The 17,936-nt window shown below is 34.8% G+C and carries 17 protein-coding genes and 1 pseudogene; 7 read left to right on the top strand and 11 right to left on the bottom strand.

Annotated elements, in window-relative coordinates:
- Positions 1-8: 8 nt before the first annotated feature.
- Positions 9-446 (top strand): GNAT family N-acetyltransferase, encoded by a 438-nt coding sequence (locus ACYFX0_RS23590; RefSeq protein WP_000587679.1) that lies wholly within the window; start codon positions 9-11, stop codon positions 444-446.
- Positions 447-485: 39 nt separating this feature from the next.
- Here ACYFX0_RS23590 and ACYFX0_RS23585 read toward each other — a convergent pair whose 3' ends face one another.
- From ACYFX0_RS23585 to ACYFX0_RS23575, 3 genes are all read right to left on the bottom strand, one after another.
- Positions 486-914 (bottom strand): hypothetical protein, encoded by a 429-nt coding sequence (locus ACYFX0_RS23585; RefSeq protein ID WP_000706629.1) that lies wholly within the window; start codon positions 912-914, stop codon positions 486-488.
- A 1-nt stretch (position 915) separates the two neighbouring features.
- Positions 916-1,119: a helix-turn-helix transcriptional regulator gene (locus ACYFX0_RS23580; protein WP_000301183.1), complete on the bottom strand. Its 204-nt coding sequence runs from the start codon at positions 1,117-1,119 to the stop codon at positions 916-918.
- A 197-nt stretch (positions 1,120-1,316) separates the two neighbouring features.
- Positions 1,317-2,609, bottom strand: coding sequence for an NCS2 family permease (locus tag ACYFX0_RS23575; protein WP_061668135.1), 1,293 nt, complete (start codon positions 2,607-2,609; stop codon positions 1,317-1,319).
- Positions 2,610-2,890: 281 nt separating this feature from the next.
- Here ACYFX0_RS23575 and ACYFX0_RS23570 point away from each other — a divergent pair, with 281 nt between their 5' ends.
- Both ACYFX0_RS23570 and ACYFX0_RS23565 read left to right on the top strand, forming a co-directional pair.
- Positions 2,891-4,282, top strand: coding sequence for an amino acid permease (locus tag ACYFX0_RS23570; protein ID WP_001163362.1), 1,392 nt, complete (start codon positions 2,891-2,893; stop codon positions 4,280-4,282).
- Between the two features lie 181 nt (positions 4,283-4,463).
- Positions 4,464-6,011 carry a DNA-binding protein gene (locus tag ACYFX0_RS23565; RefSeq protein WP_000791509.1) on the top strand — a complete coding sequence of 516 codons (1,548 nt, stop codon included), beginning with the start codon at positions 4,464-4,466 and terminating at the stop codon, positions 6,009-6,011.
- 35 nt (positions 6,012-6,046) lie between these two features.
- On the opposite strand, the gene ACYFX0_RS23560 is transcribed toward ACYFX0_RS23565, so the two are convergent.
- Both ACYFX0_RS23560 and brnQ1 read right to left on the bottom strand, forming a co-directional pair.
- Positions 6,047-7,768, bottom strand: coding sequence for a DUF2339 domain-containing protein (locus tag ACYFX0_RS23560; RefSeq protein ID WP_460271971.1), 1,722 nt, complete (start codon positions 7,766-7,768; stop codon positions 6,047-6,049).
- A gap of 138 nt (positions 7,769-7,906) precedes the next feature.
- Positions 7,907-9,208, bottom strand: a complete 1,302-nt coding sequence (gene brnQ1 / locus ACYFX0_RS23555) for a branched-chain amino acid transport system II carrier protein BrnQ1 (protein ID WP_199669964.1) — start codon at positions 9,206-9,208, stop codon at positions 7,907-7,909.
- Positions 9,209-9,461: 253 nt separating this feature from the next.
- Between brnQ1 and ACYFX0_RS23550 the strand changes: the two genes are divergently transcribed.
- Positions 9,462-10,847 carry a peptide MFS transporter gene (locus ACYFX0_RS23550; RefSeq protein WP_199669965.1) on the top strand — a complete coding sequence of 462 codons (1,386 nt, stop codon included), beginning with the start codon at positions 9,462-9,464 and terminating at the stop codon, positions 10,845-10,847.
- 30 nt (positions 10,848-10,877) lie between these two features.
- Here the strand turns inward: ACYFX0_RS23550 and ACYFX0_RS23545 are convergent, their stop codons facing one another.
- The 5 genes from ACYFX0_RS23545 to ACYFX0_RS23525 form a co-directional block, all read right to left on the bottom strand.
- Entirely contained in the window at positions 10,878-11,999 is a 1,122-nt protein-coding gene (locus ACYFX0_RS23545; protein ID WP_001249825.1) for a YHYH domain-containing protein, read from the bottom strand.
- Positions 12,000-12,138: 139 nt separating this feature from the next.
- Complete coding sequence (locus ACYFX0_RS23540; protein ID WP_001041729.1) at positions 12,139-12,771, bottom strand: class A sortase; 633 nt, start codon at positions 12,769-12,771, stop codon at positions 12,139-12,141.
- A 116-nt stretch (positions 12,772-12,887) separates the two neighbouring features.
- The gene (locus ACYFX0_RS23535) at positions 12,888-13,361 is read right to left on the bottom strand and encodes a hypothetical protein (RefSeq protein ID WP_001081104.1); all 474 of its coding nucleotides are present in this window, start codon (positions 13,359-13,361) and stop codon (positions 12,888-12,890) included.
- Positions 13,354-13,572, bottom strand: a complete 219-nt coding sequence (locus ACYFX0_RS23530) for a helix-turn-helix transcriptional regulator (protein ID WP_000154007.1) — start codon at positions 13,570-13,572, stop codon at positions 13,354-13,356. The genes ACYFX0_RS23535 and ACYFX0_RS23530 overlap by 8 nt, the downstream gene beginning before the upstream one ends.
- Before the next feature lie 110 nt (positions 13,573-13,682).
- The gene (locus ACYFX0_RS23525; RefSeq protein WP_016078611.1) at positions 13,683-14,966 is read right to left on the bottom strand and encodes a 3D domain-containing protein; all 1,284 of its coding nucleotides are present in this window, start codon (positions 14,964-14,966) and stop codon (positions 13,683-13,685) included.
- A 631-nt stretch (positions 14,967-15,597) separates the two neighbouring features.
- On the opposite strand from ACYFX0_RS23525, the pseudogene ACYFX0_RS23520 reads away from it, so the two are divergent.
- The 3 genes and pseudogenes from ACYFX0_RS23520 to ACYFX0_RS23510 form a co-directional block, all read left to right on the top strand.
- A pseudogene (locus ACYFX0_RS23520) lies at positions 15,598-16,128 on the top strand (methyl-accepting chemotaxis protein); the annotation flags it as partial.
- Between the two features lie 136 nt (positions 16,129-16,264).
- Positions 16,265-17,077, top strand: coding sequence for an undecaprenyl-diphosphate phosphatase (locus tag ACYFX0_RS23515; protein WP_000434788.1), 813 nt, complete (start codon positions 16,265-16,267; stop codon positions 17,075-17,077).
- A gap of 179 nt (positions 17,078-17,256) precedes the next feature.
- Positions 17,257-17,544, top strand: coding sequence for an antibiotic biosynthesis monooxygenase family protein (locus ACYFX0_RS23510; RefSeq protein ID WP_000909751.1), 288 nt, complete (start codon positions 17,257-17,259; stop codon positions 17,542-17,544).
- 127 nt (positions 17,545-17,671) lie between these two features.
- Here ACYFX0_RS23510 and ACYFX0_RS23505 read toward each other — a convergent pair whose 3' ends face one another.
- A complete protein-coding gene (locus ACYFX0_RS23505; protein ID WP_001268332.1) occupies positions 17,672-17,875 on the bottom strand; it encodes a hypothetical protein in 204 nt (67 codons plus the stop codon).
- Positions 17,876-17,936 lie beyond the last annotated feature (61 nt).

Below are 17,936 nucleotides of genomic sequence, written 5' to 3'. Positions count from 1 at the left end.
ATGTTAATATGATTATCGTGAAAAATATTGAGGGATCTGAAACTTACGTATTACGTCAAAAAATTTTACGCCCCAATCAAACATTAGCAGATTGTAAATATCCTTCCGATTATGAAACAGACACCTTCCACTTAGGCGCATTTATAAACGATGAACTAATTAGTATCGCTTCCTTCTCAAAAGAAATATATCCTGACCTACCAGCCGGTATTCATTATCGTCTACGAGGAATGGCCACATTACCTGAGTTTCGAAACAACCACGCTGGAAGCTCCTTAATTCAGAATGCAGAACAAATCTTACAAGAGCGTCAAGCAAATATGTTATGGTGTAATGGCCGAATTACTGTAGCTGACTATTACAAGCGCTTAGGCTTTCAGGAACATGGTGAAATTTTTGAAATTGAACCAATTGGCCTTCATAAAGTTTTGTATAAAAAGATATAAGAAAAGCTTTCCTCAATACAGGAAAGCCTTTCTTATATTTCAATCTTCTCTTTTTATTTTTTTCATATATATGTATATAAACAAACTAGGAACTAAAAAACAAGCAAACATAATAAGTCCTGTCATACTAATTTCCTTTATCGAAATATCTGGTGTTACAACGATACAAATAGCTAAAATCCCAATAATAATACCCACCGGAATGAATAATAGCTTCATAAAATAACGACGCGACACTCCGCCCGTATGCTCATACACTTCCACTGAATTTTTCAGATTTAAAAAGTTAATAATTATTATCCCGCCCATAAATACCATTAATAAATCCGAAACACTTTCATATCCTGCCCCTTGCAAGACATAGCGGTAAAAGACGATAGCTAGTATGACGATATTTTGTAAGATGAAAGCTAATCTAATATGTTTTAACCCTTCAATCATTAAACGTTCATCTTTCACGATTTTCATCCTACCACTCCTTTTCCTCCCAAAACAAATCATTCAACGTTTTATCTACTGCATAACAAATTTTCAAACATAAATCTAAAGATGGATTGTATTTCCCCTTCTCAATTAAACTAATCGTTTGTCTTGTAACGCCTACTTTTTCTGCTAATTGTTGCTGTGTTAAATCTAACTGAACACGCGCGACTTTTATTTTACTTACAGCCATTCATGTTCCTCCTCTGTCTTTATTGTAACATATATATTCCATTAAGTAATTTATATTTTACGAAATCATTTAAGTTTTCATCTTATCACAATTGGTGTGGGCTAATACACAGTGGGGATCCCCCTACTGCCTATAGTTTCACTTTATTATACACAAAAAAGGGGCCTCCCATAAGAAGGCCCTCTCCTATATTTATATTATAAGAATAAATGACATCCAAATAAGAATGCAAATAGGTATAGTAATGGATGTACTTCCATCCCTTTACCCTTCACAATTTTCAAGACTGGATATACTAAAAATCCAATTGCGATTCCATTTGCAATACTAGATGTTAACGGAATACCTATAAAGATCAAAAATGCTGGTAACGCATCTTCAAATTCATTCCAATTAATATCTCGAATGCTTTGTGCCATTAAACTACCTACTATAATTAATGAAGGAGCTGTAATAGCAGCTACACTTGATAAAGAAGCAATAACAGGACTGAAAAATGCCGTTATAATTGTTAGACCAACAACTACAATCCCTGTTAATCCAGTTTTACCACCTGCAGCAATACCTGCTGACGATTCAATGGTCGCTGCTGTTGGGCTTGTTCCAAAGATAGAACCTGTAGTCCCGCCAATTGCATCTGCAATAAATGCTTTACCAAAACGCTTCTCTGTATTGTCTGTAATTAAACCTGCTTGTTTAATTAAACCGAGTAATGCACCTGTTGTATCGAATAACAGTACAAGTAAAAATGAAAATACAACGCCGTATAATCCGTATTCAATTACATCAGAAAAGGCATTGATTGGGTTTGAAACGATAATACCCTCTGGTAAATGAGGCATCGCCACAATTTTATCAGCAAACTTCAATTGCCCTGTAAAGAAGGCAATAATTCCTGTCACAATCATACTAATAAATAATGCACCGCTCACACGTAATGCCATTAATACCGCCGCTAAGATTAAACCAATTAAAGTTAAAATAACAGCTGGAGAATGAAAATCACCAATCGTAACTAAATTAGACGGATGATCCACGATAATTCCAGAAAGGCGTAATCCAATAAAAGCAATAAATAGTCCAATTCCACCTGCAATTGCATGCTTTAAACTATCAGGAATTGCTAAAATTAACTTTTGCCTAAACGAAGTAAAAGATAATAAAAGAAAAATAATTCCCGTTACAAATACAGCTGAAAAGGCAACTACATATGTAATCCCTTCTGCCTTCTGTACAACAGAATAAGCAAAATATGCATTCATTCCCATAGCTGGAGCAATAACAATCGGGTAATTCGCGAAAATCGCCATACCTACTGTTCCAACAACAGTGGCAATAATTGTTGCTGTAAACGCTTGGTCAAACGGTACACCTGCATCAGATAATATTTTTGGATTGATGACAAGAATATACGCAAATGTAAAAAAAGTTGTGATGCCAGCTAAAAACTCTTGCTTCACAGAAGTGTTATATTTTTGTAATTGAAACATGCTTATGTACCCTTCCTACACCTGAATTATTATCACACATTCTTTTTCTTACTAGTATGTGAGAAAATATAATACTTAATCTTAACAATCAATAAAAAGAAGAGTCAATATATTCCCTAATAGTTCGAATTTTAAGTTTAAGTCGGACAAGTACAGATGTAGTACAGTTCATTATGATTATTTTTGTAGCATAACAGATAGAAATGTTTTATAATTTGAAATAGTTAAATATTTAGTAAACGCATTCAAATATCGTTCACTCTACAAGGGGGATTCTTCTTATGCAGCACGCAAACAAATCTGGAACTTTAAATCGTGGTTTAAAAGAACGACATATTACTTTAATGTCACTTGGCTCAGCTATTGGCGTTGGGCTATTTTTAGGATCCGCTTCCGCCATTAAACTAGCCGGTCCTTCTATTTTACTAGGCTATATGATTGCCGGACTCGTTATTTTTTTCATTATGCGAGCGCTTGGGGAAATGGCAATTGAACAACCTGTTGCCGGTTCTTTTAGTAAATATGCATATGATTATATTGGACCACTCGCTGGCTATATTACTGGTTGGAATTACTGGTTCTTATGGGTTGTTACTTGTATGGCTGAAATTACAGCAGCTGGTATTTACATGCAGTACTGGTTCCCAGATATTCCGCGCTGGACTTGGGCGTTACTTGCTCTATTATTAATGAGCGCTTTTAACTTCTTATCGGTAAAAGTATTTGGAGAACTTGAGTTTTGGTTTGCTCTCATTAAAATTGTCACAATTATCTGTATGATAGTAGTCGGAGCTGGTATTATTTTATTCGGATTCGGAAACGGTGGTATCGCTACTGGTATTTCAAACCTTTGGTCACATGGTGGCTGGTTCCCAAATGGATTTTCTGGATTACTACTCTCCATGCAGATGGTACTATTCGCTTATTTAGGCGTTGAATTAATCGGTGTTACAGCTGGTGAGGCTCAAAATCCGAAGAAAACACTCGCAAAGGCAATCGATAACGTATTTTGGAGAATTCTACTCTTTTACGTTGGGGCATTATTCGTTATGATGGCAATTTATCCATGGAATGAACTTGGTGAGAAAGGCAGTCCATTCGTATTAACATTCCAGCAAATTGGTATCGCAAAAGCAGCAGGTATTATTAATTTTGTCGTATTAACAGCAGCTCTTTCTTCTTGTAATGGTGGTTTATTTAGTACAGGCCGTATGCTATATACATTAGCTCAGCAGAAAAAAGCTCCTGAAAGATTTGGTCGTTTAAATAAAAATGGCATTCCAAGCCAAGGAATTGTAGCAACTGCTATCGTTTTACTCATTGGTGTTATATTAAACTATCTCGTACCTGCAAAGGTATTTACATGGCTTACTAGCATTTCAACTTTCGGCGCAATTTGGACTTGGGGAATTATATTAGTTGCTCAAATTAAATTCCGTAAAAGCTTGCCTACTCAAAATAAACAAAAGTTATCGTATAAAATGCCTTTATACCCATTAAGCTCATATTTCTCACTCGTTTTCCTTGTATTAGTATTAGGTATAATGGCGTATTCAGAAGATACACGAATTGCATTGATTGTCGGCCCAATTTGGCTTATCGGCTTAGCAATTGTATATTACATGAAAGGGTTTCATAAGATTGATGAAACACCTAACTCAAAAATTAGTTAAGCAAAACATCCCTTCCTTATTACTTGGAAGGGATGTTTTTATATCTATATAAATATTTCTCAACATAATTCACGGTATTTTTACAATCTTTTAATATTTTTTATGTTTTCCGTCTTTATTTTTACAGAAAAATAAATTACATTATTAAAGCACATATATTTATTATTAGGGGGATTCTTCTATGAAGAATAAAAAATGGATTACATTTTCTTTAGCAACAGCAATTACACTAAGTATAGGGACCTCGTTCATACCGTCTACTTATGCCGAAAGCTCTGTAGACCCAGCTCCTGAAATTGCTGCAAAAGTTGTAAATCAAAACAATGGGAAGAAAGTATTATTCGATAATACACACGGTCAAACTGCTGGGACAGCTGACTGGGTTATTGACGGCGGCTTTTCTGACTTCGGAAACGGCATCGCAAAAAACGGATATCACGTAAAGGAACTTCGTAAATCAACACCTATTACGTACGAAGACTTAAAAGATTACAATGTATTTATCGTTCCAGAAGCTAATATTCCTTACAAAAAATCTGAGCAGGACGCTATGTTACAATATGTAAAAAATGGTGGTAGTATCTTCTTTATTGCTGATCATTACAATGCGGATCGCAATAAAAATCGCTGGGACTCTTCTGAAGTATTTAATGGATATAGACGTGGTGCTTGGGATAATCCAGCAAAAGGAATGTCTAATGAAGAAGCAAATTCACAAGCTATGCAAGGAGTAGAAAGCTCTGATTGGCTCTCTGACAACTTCGGTATTCGCTTCCGCTACAATGCACTTGGTGATGTTTCAGCGAAAACAATTGTATCGCCTGAACAATCTTTCGGAATTACAAAAGGTGTTTCGTCTGTAGCAATGCATGCTGGTTCTACTCTGGCAATTACAAATCCAAAACTAGCAAAAGGACTTGTTTACCTTCCAGAAAATCCATCAAAATGGAATAACGCTGTTGATAGCGGCGTTTATAATGGCGGTGGTATTGCAGAAGGCCCATATGCTGCAATTGCAAAAGTAGGACTTGGAAAAGCTGCCTTTATTGGTGACTCTTCTCCTGTTGAAGATGCTACGCCAAAGTACGTTCGTGAAGATTCTGGCCAAACAAAGAAAACTTACGATGGTTATAAAGAAGAAAACGATGCTATCTTATTAGAAAACATCGTAAATTGGTTATCAAATAAAGAGACATTTACAAGTTTAGATCAAGTAAATGGTTTACAACTTGATTCACCTACAGCTCTACAAACATTTGAACAGCCAAGCTTATCAACAGAACCACAACCTGAACCTTGGAGTGCACCAAATGCAGGTTATCAATGGTTTAATACAAATACTTTCAAACCAGGTTCATACGGTTATAACGGTGCGGTAACAACAAGCGACTACGTCGTTACACACCCTAGCATTCTACCAAACAATGAAATTTTCCAAATGAAGATTCAAGTAAATAACTTACTACCTAATACAACGTATAACAACTATTCTTTAGGTATCTTCACTACTGGTGGAACACAAGTGGCTAAAGTACAAAATGCAAACGGCACTTGGCCATCTACTTTCGGATATAGTAGTGCATTTTCTTTCACAACAAACAGCTTAGGCTCTGCTGAGAAAGTTGTAAATGTACAGATTGATTCAAATACAACTGGACAAGCAACGCTTCGTCTACGCCAAAATACAACAACGAAATATAATGAAACTGTGACGATTAATAAGAAATAATAAAAAAGGCAATCCATACATGGATTGCCTTCTTCTCACTTCTCTTCCTTCGAGAAAAACATTCTTGAAATAACGATACCTATACTACCGACGATTAGGAATAACACTGCCCTAATCATCATCGATACCTCTGGTAAGTCAAGTAAGAATAACTTCCCTACCGTTACGACTAAAACGACTAAACCAGCATATAATATTTCATTCATATTTCTATTTCTTCCAAACCAAACTGCAAATAATGCATATACCATCCATAATAACGATACTGATACACTAATTACGCTTCCATCTGTAGATAAAACTTCACCGATTCTCGTAATTGTAATAAATACAATTATCATAAACCAATAGAGCACTATAGAATACATATATTTGCCGAAGCTCGCTAATACTTCTTTCGCTTCTCTCATGCAATAATAGAACGTTCCTATTAAAATAAGATGAGCAACAAAGCCTGCCGAAATAAATTGATCAAACGGACTAAAAATCGTTTGTATCATTCCAATCGCGTAAATCGTTGCACTAACATACAATTTTATCTGTTGTTTTCCTTTAATAGAAGTGACCATGCCGAGGAAACCTTGTAACAATAGTACAATCGCTGCATTCACTAAACTATACTCATATAAAATTGCTAAACTAAATGCTCCCATTGCGAAACCAAATAAGAGATTTGTAAATGTAGAATGTCTATTTTTCCTATATTCAAATACGAACATAATGGCATGCACGAGTGCACTAATAATTAATCCCCATGTTGTAAAATCAGGTATTTTTGAAATAGCTAGTATAAAGAACACTGCATTCGCACTAAATATTGCCAAACGTGGTTCTAGTATAAAACTTCTCTCCGTAAACATATGCCAAAATAATAGTAAATGAATCAAACCATATACAATCGTTAACTGTATTTGCAAGTTCTCTACTAACATTGACATAACAGCAAAGAAAACGAAAAGGACAATGGCAGCAACAGCGTAAGAAATCATATATAAGTATTTATAACGATTTTTCAACGCATACCATAATAAACTAAGTGTTAATACTGTCTCATATCCAAAGAAAATATAAGGATTAGGAGTCGTACTATTTAACAAGAATGGTACGAAGAACGCTCCGACCGCTACGAAAATAGTGAGATATTCCGATTGATATCTTTTCGCTAAATAAATACCTAAAATAACCCATGCAATATTACAGAGAAACGCGACACTTGCCGGAATAAATCCATATAAATAATGTGCTGCAAACGTTGTTAGAACAATCCCGGTAATACTTCCTCCAGCTAATACTAACCCTAACGCCTGTCGCTCTCTTTTAATTTGAATATCTCCTATATAATACAATCCGATAGATAATGCGATACCAAACACAATTCGTATCGCTGGTGTTAATAAGCCAGCATCTACCCCTGCTTTAAATAACCAGATCACTCCAAGCAACATAATACCGACAAATACACGCGGTAACCATGTTTGACAAAACTTAATAATATTAAATGGCTCTGGTTTAAAAGCCGATATATCTACCTGTTTTACCTCACGTTCTTGCAAAGGCTCTTTTATCTTAACTATTTCTTCTTTTGGCTTTTCCTCCATTATCGTTTCAATATATTCTTTCTTATCCTTACTAGCATGTTGCTGAGCGTTTTCTACTTCTATTTCCCTTTGCTTCACTTTTAATTCAGCAAGTGCTTCTTGAATTGTTTCAATTGCTGTTTCGAGTGCTTCTATTTTCTTATCCAAATCCTTCTTCATACGCTCCCCCCTCATTCGTAACTCTCATTAAACCTATATATTACCAATTATCTTTATCATACTCTTAGTCTATTCATTTTCAATAGTATTTTTCCAAAAAAGAAAGGCGTCTTCCAAAATCGGAAAACACCTTTTTACTCAGTTATTCTTATTTAGAACAATGCTAACGATGAAACCAAGACACATGCCTACAATAGCTGGAACAATCCACCCAACACCTTCTGTATAAAACGGAATGTATTTTAATACTGACGTCCACTGATTCATCATTACATTTTTATTCAAAATATCAATTGCACTAAATATTGCTACAACCCAAACAGTTACTGCATATACGTATGCATACTTTCCAATATACTTATGGAATAACCCTAGAATAATAAGAGTTAATGCAATTGGATAAATAAATCCAAGAATTGGTACTGATACTTTTAAAATTTGCGTTAATCCTAAATTAGCTAAGATCATACTAACAACGCTTACTATAAATGCCCACACTTTATAAGATACTTTTGGAAATGCACTCGCAAAAAATTGACTACAAGACGTAACAAGTCCAATTGAAACACATAAACATGCGATAGTAAAAATAAGACCTAATAGAACGACTCCGCCCTGTCCAAATAATGTAATCATAACTTGTGCTAACACTTTCGCACCGTTATCAAATGTTCCTAATGAGCCACTAATTGCCCCCACATATCCAAGGATGACATAAATAATCGATAATAATAATCCTGCCCCAATTCCAGCAATACTCATATATTTCGCTAAACCTTTATCATCTTCAATACCCTTTGCACGTAATGCATTTGCAATAACAATTCCAAAGATTAAAGCAGCTAACGCATCCATTGTTAAATATCCATCTAAAAACCCTTGAAACATAGGAGCTTGGCCATAGTTCCCTATTGGTTCTTTCATATCTCCTACTGTTGTAAACATACTCTTTATAAAAATAAGTGCAATCATACATAATAATAACGGCGTCAAGACTTTTCCAAACAACCCCATTAGTTTAGATGGTGATAAACTTAACCAGTAAACAATACTAAAGAAAATAACTGTGTAAAACAATAATACTCCGCTTCCTGCTTCAGGGAATAACTGACCTGGCCCCATTTCAAAGGCTAAACTTCCCGCACGTGGTATACCAAGCCCAGGTCCAATAAATACATACACGATACATGGAAAAATAATTGCAAATGAAGAATGAACTCTACCCGCTAACGTTTGAAAACTTCCTGCTTTTGCAATAGAAATAACACCTAATATAGGAAGACCTGTTGCTGATATAATAAATCCTACTAACGAAATCCACACATGTTCTCCTGCTTCATATCCAAGAAAAGGTGGGAATATAAGATTCCCTGCTCCAAAGAACATCGAGAATAACATAAGACTAATAAGTAAAATTTCTTTTTTCTGTAACAATTTCATTTCTTTCTCCTTCTTTAATTTCATCTTTTATGAAATCAATTCCACATATAAAAAAAGTACAATAACCCGCTTCCTTACAAAGAAAACATAGTCCATAGTCTATCACAAAAGAAACACCCCTTCTATAGCTATTCCCTTTTTCCAATCTCTTCTGAAAAATCAACCTTTATTGACTTATAATAGTTAATAAGGTAAAATATTAAATGTACAAAATTATTAACTTTGTTTTTGTTTGTGTCAGGAGGAAAATAACATGGAATCAGCGATACAACTAGAAAGAGAACAACAAAGAAAAAAGAAACATCCTCCAGGTTTATACTTACTCTTCTTTACAGAAATGTGGGAAAGATTTAGTTACTATGGATTACGAGGATTATTAACATTATATTTAACGACAGCTTTAGTAAGCGGTGGTCTTGGGTTTAGTCCCGCATGGGCACTCTCTATTTACGGATTTTATACTGGAGCCTGTTATTTCACACCAATGATTGGTGGATACTTAACAGACCGTTTTCTAGGTAGAAGAAAAGCGATCACAATTGGTGGTATAACAATGGCAACCGGTAACCTTACACTATTTGCCTTGCAAAACCAATTAGGCCTATACCTCGGATTAGCGCTTATTATTATCGGTAACGGATTCTTCAAACCGAACATCTCTACACTGGTTGGAGAATTATACGAAGAGAACGATCCAAAACGTGATAGTGCATTTACCATTTTCTATATGGGTATTAACGTCGGGTCATTTTTAGCTCCACTCGTTTGCGGGTTTTTATCAGAAAATTTATTCAAAACAACAGTTGATGGCGTTGTACATTACGGATTCCGTTACGGTTTCTTAGCCGCTTCAATCGGAATGATTATTGGACAAATTTTATTTACAACATTATCAAATCGCTTCCTTGGTGATATCGGTAAAAAACCAACTCGCGATTTACAAACAACAGATGGACAACCATCAGTAGGAGATACACCGTTAACAAAAAAAGAAAAACAACGTACCGCAGTTATCGTCATTTTAACATGCTTCGTTGTCTTCTTCTGGGCTGGCTTTGAACAAGCTGGTAGCTCGTTAACATTATATACAAACAAATTTGTAGACCGCTCTGTGTTCGGATGGGAAGTTCCAACATCTTGGTTCCAATCGGTCAATCCATTATTTATTATTTTACTTGCTCCAGTCATTTCTGCATTATGGGCAAAACTTGCAACTCGCAAGCGCGGTGATTTAAAAATCCCAACTAAAATGGGACTTGGTATGATCTTGCTTGGTATCGGTTATATCATTCTCGTTATCGCTACATTAAAAACAGGTAGTGATGAACATAACATTACAGAAAAAGCAAACTTACTATTTATCGTCTTTACGTATCTTTTCCATACGTTAGGTGAGCTATTCTTATCACCTGTCGGACTATCAATGGTTAGTGCGCTTGCTCCGGTAAAATTAGCATCTTTACTAATGGGTGTATGGCTAGCAAGTTCAGGTATCGCCAACATTTTAGGCGGACAACTTGCAAGCTTTACAACCTCACTTGGATACGCTGAAGTATTCACAGTTATTGGCGCTGTGGCAATTATATTAGGTTGTGTTTTATTACTAATTTCTAAGAAATTAGTGAAATGGATGGATTAAAAAAGATGAGGAATTTCTCCTCATCTTTTTTTATGCCGTTTTACCTTTTTCTATTGCTTGTTCGTACAGCTCTTTATGTTCTTTATATTCACTTGGTACGAAACTCTTATAGAAGAATGAGAACCAGCTGTCTCCCTTTTTATACCCTTCTTCTCGAATTTCTGCTGCTTTTTTATTCAATTTAAACCCTTCAGTAAACCATTTCTTTAACAATTCATTTCTTTCATACTTAGCAGGAACTTTTAAATTATAGTTTTCAAATGCATACTTATAGCCAGCCTTTTCTACTGCCTTTTTTGTAGACTTATAGCCTTTTTCATACGCTGTTTCATATGCCTTCACGTATACTTCTTTCTCTCTATTTCCAGGATTCTTTTCAGCAAGTTCTTTCCCTGTCTTTTCTCCTAATTCAGCTTGTTCTTTTTCAATTTTTTCTGTTCTTTCTTTATTCCCTACTTTGAACCCGTCTACAAAGTTTACCTTAAACTCTGGAGCAACTTGACTATCGTCCATCGTCTCTTGTGCTAAACCTTGTTCTTTTCCTTTTTCAAAATGCGTTTTCTTCTGCTCTTCTAAAGACCATGCGGCTGCATAAGTCGCTTTAAACGCTTGTTTATATGCATCAGATTTTCCAGCTACATGCACTTCTGCATCATTTTTTCCTGCTTTAAAATCAGTTTCTCCATTCTTTTGACCTTCAAGTTGACCTTTTTCCATATCAGCTTGGCGCTGCGCTTCCTCTTGCTTACGTGCCTCTTCAGCTTTTCTTTGTTCTTCGGCTACACGTTGTCTCTCTTCTTCAGCTTTACGCTGTGCTTCTGCATTACGTTGTTTTTCAGCCTCAGCGTTGCGCTGTGCTTCTGCAGCACGTTGTTTTTCAGCCTCAGTATTGCGCTGTGCTTCTGCTTGTCTCTCAGCTTCTACAGCACTATTATTATTCTGGCTAGGAGCTGGGCTCGTTGCACCACTACTAGAAGCTGGTTTATTGTGATAATGATATTCCCCGTACTGTAATCCCCATTTCTCACAATTTGTACGACACGTATGTCCGCCGTTAGCATCTGTACGCCCTGGATGCCCATAAGCTGAAATTGGAGCTACCAATAACGCTATACTCGTTGTTAAAAGAAGTTTCTTCACCTGTTGTCTCACTCTTGTTCCTCCCAAAATATAGAATTATAACTTTATTATACATAAATAGAAGAATACTTAAATACAAACCAAAACATTCTATTTTTTCTCAACATTAGTAAAAAAGAAGGTGAACTCTTTAAAGAGTTCACCTTCTTTTTTACTTCTTCGCCTTCGTTCCTACTAAATCACCAGCAACAACATAACGCTTAGAATTATCCTTTACAGATACACATGTAATAAGCGTTATCTCATCTTTCCCATGATCCTCCACAACTTCCCACTTATCAGGAGTTACTTCAGATACACCAGTAACCGCATACTCATATTCATTTTCATTGTCATACAAATAAATTTTATCGCCTTTTTTCAAAGAAGCTATATCACTAAATAAAACACCTTTTTTAGACATGTTATGTCCTGCTAGTGCGTAATTTCCTTTTCCCATAACTTGATTCTCTTTTACTGTCGCTGCACCTGTTAATAAGTTTTTTTCAGTAGAAGCTTTCAAAACAGGCAGTTCTACTGAAACACTTGGAATCGAAATACGACCAATTACTTGTTTCTTATCTAATGATGCATTCGCTACTTCCGCCAAGTCTGGTTGATTAATTTTGGAAGCATCTACAAATTCCGTCTCATGCTTTTCATAATCCATCTTTTGAACAGCCTGCACATTTTCAGTCTGTTTCTTTTCAGCCTGATATCCATCATAAAATGGCTTTCCAATTAACACCCCACCTACAACAAATAGCAGGATTGCTACTATACTATAAATTCTTTGCTTATTCATATACAATTCCTTTCCCTTACAAAATCTTACTCTATATAAAATGATAAAATAATATCGCCATATGTACAAGTATTAGCTGAAAAGAAACCTTCTTGCCGGTGCAAGAAGGTTTCTTTTTAAGCTAATTTATTTCGGTATAGTGATACGTGAAAGATCGTCATCTGAATAAAGAAGATACTAAATGCAATATATATCGGATATGCAGGAACATATAGAATAACAATTGGAGAAAGAGTTAAAAAACCAACTGCACAAGGCAACACATACCATAATGACATAAATGTAGTACGACAAGCCTTTTCTGTAATTGCCTTTTCACGCTCATCTTCTTGAGGAAATAATAGTGGAAACATCCAATACGAGAGCTCTTTATATTTTTTCTTTTGAATTTTATAAATAACGGTCGATACAATACCAAATGTTAAAAGTAACCCGAGCGGTATTAAACTTATTGAAATTTCGAATGGTACTCTCTTCGTTTGAATAAAATTAGCGACTTCAATAGTAAAATAATATAACTCAATAAAAGCCCAGCCTGCTAATACCATTAAAAGTACATTTAGCATATAGGAAAATACGAGTCTATTCATCCTCTTCCCCCTCCTTATTTAAAACAAACACATCTTCCATCTTTAACTGGAACACATCACAAATCATAAGCGCTAATAACAACGAAGGAACGTAATCCCCTTTTTCAATTGCTGCAATTGTTTGTCTCGTTACTCCAACCTTTTCTGCTAATACACTTTGCGAAAAATTAAATCTTGCTCTTAATTCTTTTACTCTATTTAAAATGGTCAAATTTACCACCTCTCACCATTATTGTATGCTTACCTTAACAAAATGTAAACTCAACTTAACATTAATATTATAAAAAAATCCAACTTTACATTGTAAAGTTGGATTTTATGTTAGTTTAAAATTGTCACTTTAACATTTTTTCTGCCCCAATTACTAGATGAAGCTTTATCTGGCATTAAAACATCGATTTTGTGACCTTTAATTGCGCCACCAGTATCTGCTGCAATTGCTTGCCCATAACCTTCAACATATACAATAGAACCTAATGGAATAACACTTGGATCTACAGCAATTAATTTCATTCCTGGGTTTGCAGTTAAATTATAAGGTTTACCACCTGGTCCCCATGCAGAGTATACTTGTTGACCTGATCCATAACCATTTTCAGATGGATCTGCTGTATAAGCTGTTGCGTGTACATAAAGTTCTTTCCCACCAGCAGCTGGTTTCGAAGGTTGTTCAGGCTCTACCTTCGAATTATTACTAACAACAGGTTCAGCTGGTTTAGCTGGTTTACTAGCTTTTTCTTGCTTTTGCTTTTCAGCAATTTCCGCTTGTGCTTTCGCTAAAGCTTCTTGCTCAGCCTTTGCAGCCGCTTCTGCTTTTGCACGCTCTTCCGCTGCGATTCTTGCTGCTTCTTGCTCACGAGCAATCGTTTCTTGTACTGCCTTCATATTTGACTCAATTTTAGCTTTCTCTTCCGTAGCTAAATTAAGTTGACTTGCAACCTCATTATATTTAGCTTGAACTGCTTGTAAGTTATCTTGACGTTTTTTCAAGTTATCTTGCAGTTCAGCTTGTGCTTTTGCTAATTTTTGTTTGTCTACTACTAAAGATGCTTCTTTTTCGTCAATTGTTTTCTTATCTTCTTCAATTTGACGAAGATCTTGTTCTTGTAGACGTAAAATTTCTTTATCAGCTTCTAGAATAGTAGAAACTGCATTCATACGTTGTAAGAAGTCTGCAAAGTTTTTTGACTCTACCACAACTTCTACTACTAAACTTGTATTTGAACTGTTTTGAACAGAAACCATACGTTTTCTCATAATATCTTTACGAGCAAGGACTTTATCCTCTAAAACGACAATTTCTTGCTTTTTTTGCTCAATCTGCTTATGTGTTTCATCGATTTTACGTTGAATAGCAGCTTGATCCTCTTTATTTTTTGCAATTGTATTATTTAAATTATGTAGTTCGTTTTCAATACCTTTAATTTCTTTACTAACAGCTTGCTTCTCTTGCTCTTTCTTTTGCATTTCTGCATCGTTTTGTTGCAATTGCTGTTGCATGTTGTTAAGTTTCTCGTCGTTTGACTCTGCTTTTACAGCGACTGTACTAGAAAGAACGATAATTCCTGCTAATACTAGACTACTGATTCGCTTAAAATAGTTCATAATCCGACTCCCTTCTTATACAGTTATACATGATTTATTTTACAGTTTGTTTACAAAACGATTAAATACAGTTTATTTTTCGTGACGAAAAAAAGAGAATTATGAATAAAATGTAATAGATTCTTAAATATTTAACAATTCCTATATTTAAAAAATACAAAAGATGCTAAAATCCAAATATAGAGAAAATATAACTTTTGAAGGCGGTTGAAATAAATATATGTTTACTCAAAAGAAATCACTCCAACATACAATTGCTCAATTAGAAGAGCGTATACAAGAATTAGAAGCAGAATTGAAACAAAAAGATATTGAAAAACAAGAGACTATTTCGACTATCCACGATCGTGTACAAAGCGTTGTACAAGAGCATCAACTTGTAAATAACCAACACAATACACTCCAAAATTTAGTTCAACAATTAAGTTCATGTTTCGAAAATGTTTCAACACGTACGACACATTCCAATGAGTTAAATAATGAAATGTTGCAAAAGGAACAAAGCTTAATTCAGTCTATTGCAGAAATTATTGACTGCTCTAATGAAGGAAAAGAATCCGTTCACCGCTTACTTATTGTAATTAATAAATTAGGTGAACAATCTCAACGCACGTCTAATAGTATGAATCATCTAAGCGAACGCTCAAAGGAAATCGAGCAAATTGTAGAAGTCATTCAAAACATTGCAGCACAAACAAATTTACTTGCCTTAAATGCGAGTATTGAAGCCGCACGTGCTGGAGAGCACGGTAAAGGATTCGCTGTCGTTGCCAATGAAGTAAGAAAACTAGCGGAAAGTACAGCAGAAAGCACAAAAAACATCGGCAACTTAACGAAAAAAATTCAAGAAGAAATTGAAAAAGCATACGATAATACAAAAGATAATTTACATTTAGTCGATGAAGGTGTAGAAATGAGCGCCGATACAAACGCTAGAATTGAAAATATTTTAGTTATGATTCAAACGTTACAAAATGGCGCTACAAATGTTATTAAGGCTATTGAAAACCAAAAGTCTTGTAATGATGACATATTACGAGAATTCGCTAACACACAACAAATGTTCCAAAAATTAAATACTACTATTATGAATCATATTCATGATGCTGAAAAAGTCGATGTTCAATTGTCTAAAAGTCTTCAAGGAACAGTAACTTCTTAATTAAAAATAAAAATCCCTTATACTGCTATAAGGGATTTTTATTTTATTTCGAATATTTATTTCTTTTCAATATTCATCCATATCTTTGTTATAATGGAAAAGTTGTTTCTTTCAACTAATAAACAAGGAGGTTATTATGGAACAATTTTACTACGTTTTAAAATATTTAATTCTCGGTCTGTTCCAAGGACTAACAGAACCAATTCCGATTTCTTCAAGTGGTCACCTCGTTTTAGCACAACATTTGCTAGAACTAAAAATAGAAGGATTTAGCTTCGAACTACTTGTTAATTCAGCTTCATTATTAGCTGTATTACTTATTTATAGAAATGATTTAATTCGTCTGACGAAGAATGGTCTCTCTTATATATTTACAAGAGCAGAAGACGCGAAATCAGATTTCTTCTTTATTATTTATCTTGTTATTGCAACCATTCCAGCAGGTGTTATTGGTGTTTTATTTAAAGATTACATCGATCAGTACTTAAAAGGTGTGAAGATGGTTGGGATTTCCCTTCTTATTACTGCTGTCGGCCTTTGGATTATTAGAAATTTACGCGGTCGTAAAAATGATGGCGACCTTTCTATGAAAGATGCAATCATCGTCGGATTAGCACAAGCTTGCGCACTGATTCCTGGAATAAGCCGATCTGGTGCCACAATCGTAGCAGCAATGTTACTTGGTATGAAGCAAGAAACAGCTCTTCGCTTCTCATTCTTACTATACATTCCTGTTAGCTTAGGTGGCTTATTGTTAAGCATTACAGACATTGCAAATGATCCAAATCTAGACACATTATTCGTACCATATGTCGTTGCATTCATCGCAACATTTATCATGACGTATATTTCACTAAAATGGTTTATGAACATTATGGCAAAAGGAAATTTAAAGTATTTCTCTTTCTATTGTATTATCGTAGGTGTACTTACTCTTATTTTCTTATAAAGTGAAACTTACAAATCGAAAGCGAGTCATTCTATTACACTAGATGACTCGCTTTTTTATACCTTTATTAAGTTAAAACCTATCATTTACTTCGAATTTCCAGAATAGTATAATAACGATCAAGTTCACTATTATAGTAATTCTATCTTTCCTACTATTATCGTAAAAGAGGTGTTTATATGCTTATAGTTACTAAACTCATTCACATTAAGTACGGATATGAAAGTGAGCTACTTTGTGAGCTTAAACAATATTATCCTTCCCCTGGAACGAACGGTTTTATTAACATAGAGTTTTCACATGTTCATCGTACAAATGATAAGACAGAATATATGTTTCGTATGTTATGGAAAACACAACAAGATTACCATACATGGCTTTCTCAAAGAGAAGGCCATGTAACTTTGAAGTACAAAATACAAGGCTATATCCTTTCTTCCAAATCAAATGCTACCTATGTGCATTAACTCTTCTCTTTTTATTCCTTGCGAGGAGAAAAATGATAAAGTGAAACTTTAATCCTCACCAATCGTGCTTCTCACAAATAGCGGGATAAAGAGCCCTCTTACTTTTCATACTGTAAGAGGGCTTCTCTTATGCATACACTTTCTTTTCTTGACAATACAAACGAATAACATGTTTATTTTGTTGAAATACATCATGCGTCAGACGAATAATAATAAAGTTTCGTTTTGTTTGATCATCATGAACAAAAATCTGTTCTCCCTCCTGAAAACGCCATGCACTTTCAAAAGTCGTAATATGATCCCCACTTACAGAAAAAAGTTCATATCGCATCTCTTGTACCCTCTCTCAACTTACATAATCATAATATCCTTATATTAAATTTATTATAACT

The organism is Bacillus sp. NEAU-Y102, assembly GCF_054788175.1.
The sequence above is the reverse complement of the archived record's forward strand: the minus strand, read 5'-3'. Positions and strand labels throughout refer to the sequence as shown.

Bases quoted from the DNA above. Each gene is read 5' to 3' on its own strand.
- ACYFX0_RS23565 (WP_000791509.1), top strand. From the start codon at position 4,464: ATGAAGAATAAAAAATGGATTACATTTTCTTTAGCAACAGCAATTACA.
- ACYFX0_RS23580 (WP_000301183.1), bottom strand. From the start codon at position 1,119: ATGGCTGTAAGTAAAATAAAAGTCGCGCGTGTTCAGTTAGATTTAACA.
- ACYFX0_RS23590 (WP_000587679.1), top strand. From the start codon at position 9: ATGATTATCGTGAAAAATATTGAGGGATCTGAAACTTACGTATTACGT.
- ACYFX0_RS23550 (WP_199669965.1), top strand. From the start codon at position 9,462: ATGGAATCAGCGATACAACTAGAAAGAGAACAACAAAGAAAAAAGAAA.
- ACYFX0_RS23570 (WP_001163362.1), top strand. From the start codon at position 2,891: ATGCAGCACGCAAACAAATCTGGAACTTTAAATCGTGGTTTAAAAGAA.
- ACYFX0_RS23515 (WP_000434788.1), top strand. From the start codon at position 16,265: ATGGAACAATTTTACTACGTTTTAAAATATTTAATTCTCGGTCTGTTC.
- ACYFX0_RS23540 (WP_001041729.1), bottom strand. From the start codon at position 12,771: ATGAATAAGCAAAGAATTTATAGTATAGTAGCAATCCTGCTATTTGTT.
- ACYFX0_RS23535 (WP_001081104.1), bottom strand. From the start codon at position 13,361: ATGAATAGACTCGTATTTTCCTATATGCTAAATGTACTTTTAATGGTA.
- ACYFX0_RS23575 (WP_061668135.1), bottom strand. From the start codon at position 2,609: ATGTTTCAATTACAAAAATATAACACTTCTGTGAAGCAAGAGTTTTTA.
- brnQ1 (WP_199669964.1), bottom strand. From the start codon at position 9,208: ATGAAATTGTTACAGAAAAAAGAAATTTTACTTATTAGTCTTATGTTA.
- ACYFX0_RS23560 (WP_460271971.1), bottom strand. From the start codon at position 7,768: ATGAAGAAGGATTTGGATAAGAAAATAGAAGCACTCGAAACAGCAATT.
- ACYFX0_RS23525 (WP_016078611.1), bottom strand. From the start codon at position 14,966: ATGAACTATTTTAAGCGAATCAGTAGTCTAGTATTAGCAGGAATTATC.
- ACYFX0_RS23585 (WP_000706629.1), bottom strand. From the start codon at position 914: ATGAAAATCGTGAAAGATGAACGTTTAATGATTGAAGGGTTAAAACAT.
- ACYFX0_RS23510 (WP_000909751.1), top strand. From the start codon at position 17,257: ATGCTTATAGTTACTAAACTCATTCACATTAAGTACGGATATGAAAGT.
- ACYFX0_RS23505 (WP_001268332.1), bottom strand. From the start codon at position 17,875: ATGCGATATGAACTTTTTTCTGTAAGTGGGGATCATATTACGACTTTT.